Annotated in this window: 6 protein-coding genes; 3 read left to right on the forward strand and 3 right to left on the reverse strand. The window is 73.3% G+C overall.

The window, feature by feature from the left end; all coding sequences use genetic code 11:
* Positions 1–196 (reverse strand): hypothetical protein (locus tag CR470_RS40135; protein WP_218923801.1); only part of this gene is annotated, 196 nt, incomplete at its 3' end.
* On the opposite strand from CR470_RS40135, the gene CR470_RS35605 reads away from it, so the two are divergent.
* A complete protein-coding gene (locus tag CR470_RS35605) occupies positions 195–1,493 on the forward strand; it encodes a DUF6986 family protein (protein WP_097871696.1) in 1,299 nt (432 codons plus the stop codon). The two genes, CR470_RS40135 and CR470_RS35605, sit on opposite strands and share 2 nt — an antisense overlap.
* A gap of 87 nt (positions 1,494–1,580) precedes the next feature.
* Here the strand turns inward: CR470_RS35605 and CR470_RS35610 are convergent, their stop codons facing one another.
* Positions 1,581–2,129: a CGNR zinc finger domain-containing protein gene (locus tag CR470_RS35610; protein WP_097871699.1), complete on the reverse strand. Its 549-nt coding sequence runs from the start codon at positions 2,127–2,129 to the stop codon at positions 1,581–1,583.
* 101 nt (positions 2,130–2,230) lie between these two features.
* On the opposite strand from CR470_RS35610, the gene CR470_RS35615 reads away from it, so the two are divergent.
* Positions 2,231–3,064, forward strand: a complete 834-nt coding sequence (locus CR470_RS35615) for an alpha/beta fold hydrolase (protein ID WP_097871690.1) — start codon at positions 2,231–2,233, stop codon at positions 3,062–3,064.
* Positions 3,065–3,187: 123 nt separating this feature from the next.
* Here CR470_RS35615 and CR470_RS35620 read toward each other — a convergent pair whose 3' ends face one another.
* Positions 3,188–4,216: a LacI family DNA-binding transcriptional regulator gene (locus CR470_RS35620; RefSeq protein WP_097871692.1), complete on the reverse strand. Its 1,029-nt coding sequence runs from the start codon at positions 4,214–4,216 to the stop codon at positions 3,188–3,190.
* A 197-nt stretch (positions 4,217–4,413) separates the two neighbouring features.
* On the opposite strand from CR470_RS35620, the gene CR470_RS35625 reads away from it, so the two are divergent.
* The coding region (locus CR470_RS35625; protein WP_097871694.1) for an ROK family protein at positions 4,414–5,032 on the forward strand (619 nt) is incomplete at its 3' end.

A 5,032-nucleotide genomic window follows, 5' to 3' on the forward strand; every position in this document is an offset into this window, starting at 1 on the left:
TCACCGAGGAGATCAACACCCGCAAGGGCTGACCCCCGGCGAACACCCCCGCCCCGGGCCGCACGGTGAACCCCACCGCGCGGCCCGCGGCCGTTCCGGGCGACCATTGACGGAGATCGAGCGGCCTTATAACTTCACTATACGGATTGTTGATTCCGGGAAGCGGAAACAGCGAGAGCGTGGAGGGTATGGTCATGGGTCAGCAGGAGAAGGTGGCAACGAGCCTCGCCGGTGCGGTCAGCGAGGAGATCAGCGCCTCCCTCACGGCGGTCGACGCGGAACTCGCCCGCCGCTACCCGGGCGATCCCGGCACCCGCCAGCCCGTGCACACCGTCTACGTACCCGGCGACGTCTTCGAGCCCGGCACCCTGCGCTCCTGGGGCGACCAGGCGCTGGCCGCCCTCGACGAACACGCCCCCGACGCCTCTTCGTTCGCCGCCGTCCTCGGCATCCCCGAGGAGCTGGCGGGGCCGGTCCACGACCGCGTACGCGCCAAGCTGGAGCGCGAGCCCGTCGAGGATCTGCGCATCGACTTCGAGGACGGCTACGGCCCCCGCCCGGACGCCGAGGAGGACGAGGCCGCCGCCCGCGCCGCCCGGCTGGTCTCGGAGGCGTACGCGAACGGCACCGCGGCCCCGTACATGGGCATCCGGATGAAGTGCATGGAGGCCGGCGTCCGTGACCGCGGCATCCGTACCACGGACGTCTTCCTCAGCGGGCTGATGGCGGCCGGAGGTCTGCCCGAAGGGCTCGTGCTGACCCTCCCGAAGGTCACCTACCCCGAGCAGGTCACCGCCTTCGTCCAGCTCCTCGAAGCCTTCGAGAAGGCGCACGGTCTGGACTCCGGACGCATCGGCTTCGAGATCCAGATCGAGACCAGCCAGTCGATCCTCGCCGCCGACGGGACCGCCGCCGTCGCCCGCATGATCGACGCGGCACGGGGCCGGGCGACCGGGCTGCACTACGGCACCTTCGACTACAGCGCCTGCGTCGGGGTCAGCGCCGCCTACCAGGCCAGCGACCACCCGGCCGCCGACCACGCCAAGGCCGTCATGCAGGTCGCCGCCGCGGGCACCGGCGTACGCGTCTCCGACGGCTCGACCAACGTCCTGCCCGTGGGTCCGGCCGACCGGGTCCACGAGGCCTGGCGGCTCCACTACGGCCTCACCCGCCGGGCTCTCGCCCGTGCGTACTACCAGGGCTGGGACATGCACCCCGCCCACCTGCCGACGCGTTACGCGGCCGTCTACGCCTTCTACCGGGAGGGCCTGGCGCCGGCCGCCGCCCGGCTCGCCGCCTACGTGGCCAAGGCGGGCGGCGACGTCATGGACGAGCCCGCCACCGCCAAGGCCCTCAGCGGCTACCTGCTGCGCGGCATCGACTGCGGCGCGCTGGACACCGCCGAGGTGGCCCGGCTGACCGGCCTGACCCGCGCGGACCTGGAGGCCTTCGCCTCGCCGCGCCGGGGCGATCTGACGGTCACGGCTCCGTAGCGGGGCGTCGGCGGATCTCGCGCCCCGGCGGGACGGTCGGTCCCGCCGGGGCGCTCCCGTGTGCCCGAATGAACCAAGCGAAAGACCCTAGGTGCCCCGGCGTGCGGCCGCGCCGCCACGGGCGCGGTAGGCCCGCATCTTGTGCCGTGCGCCGCAGACGTCCATGTCGCACCAGAGGCCGTTCGACGAGGGCGCCCGGTCGTAGAAGACCCAGCGGCACTCCGGGGCCGCGCAGGCCTTGAGGCGGGTGGCGTGACGCCCGGTCAGGCCGTGGATCAGGAGGGCTTCGAGCACCTGGCGCACCACCTCCGCCACCGTCCCGCCGGAGGCCGGCCGCAGGGTGAGCGCCCCGTCGGGGCGCACGGCCGGAGCGCCCGCCACCGCGGCGATGAGCCGGTTGAGAGCGTCGACCGCCTCCGGCGAGGTCCGCTCGACCAGAAAGGCCCGCACGGTCTCCCGCGCCTCCGCGAGCGAGGTCAGCTCCCCGGGGGAGGCCGATGTCGGGAAGCCGTGCGCACCGAGCCATCGGGCCGCCGTCTCCGGCCGGGCGAGGTCGTCCTCGCCGTGGAGATGGGTCGCCGTGTTGCAGAAGTCCTCGACCAGTTCGAGCTCCGCGGGCGCAGGGTTCCGTCGCATGAGCACCACTTTATCAAGGTTACCGACAACAGGCGTTAGCTGGTAACGTCGAGGGCATGGCGGAGTTCCGCCCCTCCCCACCACGCATCAGGAGGCACCTCATGAACGGGAAGCTGACCAGGACCTTCGAGACCCCGGAAGGGGCGGTGCGCTGGGACGTGCTGGGGGAGGGGCAGCCGGTGGTCCTGCTGCACGGCACCCCGTTCTCCTCGCTCATCTGGCGCGACATAGCCCCGGCGCTCGCCCGCGACCACCGCGTCCACCTCTGGGACCTGCTCGGGTTCGGGCAGTCGGAGCAGCGCGACGGACAGGACGTCGGCCCGGCGGCGCAGGCGAAGGTTTTCACCCGGCTTCTGGAGCACTGGGGGCTGGAACGCCCGCGTGTGATCGCCCACGACATCGGCGGGGCCGTGGCCCTGCGGACCCTGCTCCTGGACGGCGCGCGGTACGCGGACCTCACCCTGGTGGACGCGGTGGCCTGCGGGGAGTGGGGCACCGGGCTCTTCCGGCTCATCAGGGAGAACGCGGCCCTCTTCGAGCAACTTCCCGGCTACGCCCACGAGGCGCTGGTCGAGAGCCATCTGCGCCACGCCACGCACACCGGCTACCGGGCGGACGTCCTGGCCGCCCATCTCGATCCGTGGCGCGGCGAGCGCGGCCGGGCCGCGTACTACCGCCAGTACCGGCAGGCCGACCAGGCCGCGACCGACGAGTTCCAGCACCTGCTGGGGGACGTTCCGGTGCCGACCCGGATCATCTGGGGGCGTGAGGACCGGTTCCTGCCGGCGCCCTTCGCCGAGCAGCTGCACGCGCTGATCCCGCACTCCGAGCTGCACTGGATCGAGGGCGCGGGCCACACGGTGCAGGAGGACGCCCCCGCGCAGCTGCTGGCCCTGCTGACCCGGGGCTTCCGGCCGGCCGGCACGGGGGCCTGACCGCGCCCGTCGTGGCCCCGGCCCACGGCCCGACGCCCTCGTGCCGCGACCTCGCCCTCCCGTGTGGCGGCCCCATGTCCTCGGGCGGACCCATGCCCTCGTACGGGCCGCGTCCGACAGGTCTCAGGCCGGGGGCAGTTCGCCCGAGCCGCGAGGGATCAGCTTTGTCGGCAGTTCCACCCGCGCCGTGGCGTGGTCCGCCCCGTCGAGGCGGCGGAAGAGGTGCTCGGCGGCGGTCCTGCCGACCGCCGCCGCGTCCTGCGAGATCACGGTGATGCCGAGCAGGTCGGCCAGCTCGATGTCGTCGAACCCGACCAGCGCCACCGGCCGTTCCCGCTCCGCGATCACCCGGACCGCCGTCACCGTCACCCGGTTGTTGCCCGCGAACAGGGCGGTGACCGGCTCGGGCCCGGAGAGCATCTCCTCGACGGCGGCCCGCACCCGCTCCGGCTCGGTGGAGCCGAGGGAGACCCAGCCGTCCTCGACGGTGATGCCCGCGTCCCGCATGGCGACGTGATAGCCGCGCAGTCGCTCGGTGGCCGTGTGGATCCGCGGCTGGTCGCCGATGAACCCGATCCTGCGGTGGCCGTGCGCGATGAGGTGCGCCACTCCCTCCCTGGCCCCGCCGAAGCTGTCGGAGAGCACCATGTCGACGTCCACGTGGCCCGCAGGGCGGTCCACGAAGACCGTGGCGATGCCCGCCTTGATCTCCGGCTCCAGATAACGGTGGTCGTCGCCCGCCGGGATCACGATCAGACCGTCCACCCGGCGGGCGCACAGCGCCAGCACCAACTCCTGCTCCCGCTCCGGGTCCTCGGCGCTGGAGCCGTTGATCAGCAGCGCGCCGTGCGCGCGGGCGACCTCCTCCACCGCGCGGCTCAACGGACCGTAGAACGGGTCCGCCAGATCCTCCAGGACCAGTCCGATGGATGCCGTACGCCCCTTGCGCAGCACACGGGCGCTGTCGTTGCGGCGGAAGCCGAGCGCGTCGATCGCCTCCTGTACGCGGCGCTCGGTGTCGGGCGTGACGCCGGGCTCGCTGTTCACCACCCGGGAGACCGTCTTCAGGCCGACTCCGGCGCGGGCCGCCACGTCCTTCATGGTCGGCCGGTTGCCGTAGCGGGTCTCGGAATGACGGGCGGTCCGGTCCACGTGCGCTGTCCTGTCGTCGGATTACGGGCGGGGCTGCGGTGCTCCCGTCGGCCCCGAGTGGGGCGCCGCGGGGGTGAGCGGGGGCTGTGGCGTCGAGCATAGGCCCTGGACAACGTTGTCAACAGAATGGAGACTGTGCAGACTATGGACGGAACCCGCAGGTCCCGCCCCTTCACCGATCCGGAGAGCCCACACCGATGCATACCGACCTCGTCGCCGCGCTCGACATCGGCGGCACCAAGATCGCCGGAGCGCTGGTGGACGGCGAAGGATCCCTCCTCGTACGGGCACAGCGGCCGACGCCCGCCCGGGAGGGCGGCGAGGCGGTCATGGGCGCCGTGGACGAGGTGCTGGGCGAGCTGATGACCTCGCCCCTGTGGCGCCGCGCCGGTTCCGTCGGCATCGGCAGCGCCGGTCCGGTGGATGCCGCCGCCGGCACGGTCAGCCCGGTCAACGTCCCCGGCTGGCGGGACTTCCCGCTGGTGGAGCGGGTGCACAAGACGGCGGGCGGACTGTCGGTCGCGCTGGTCGGCGACGGGGTCGCGATGACGGCCGCCGAGCACTGGCTCGGTGCGGCGCGGGGCTACGACAACGCGCTGTGCCTCGTCGTGTCGACGGGCGTCGGCGGCGGCCTCGTCCTCGGCGGCACCCTGCGGCCCGGCCCCTCGGGCAACGCCGGGCACATCGGCCACATCAGCGTCGACCTCGACGGCGACCCCTGCCCCTGCGGTGCGCGCGGCTGCGTCGAGGGCATCGCCAGCGGCCCCAACATCGCCCGCCGCGCGCTGGAGAACGGCTGGCGGCCCGGCCCGGACG

This window comes from Streptomyces sp. rh34 (genome assembly GCF_002551245.1).
Taxonomy (GTDB): domain Bacteria; phylum Actinomycetota; class Actinomycetes; order Streptomycetales; family Streptomycetaceae; genus Streptomyces.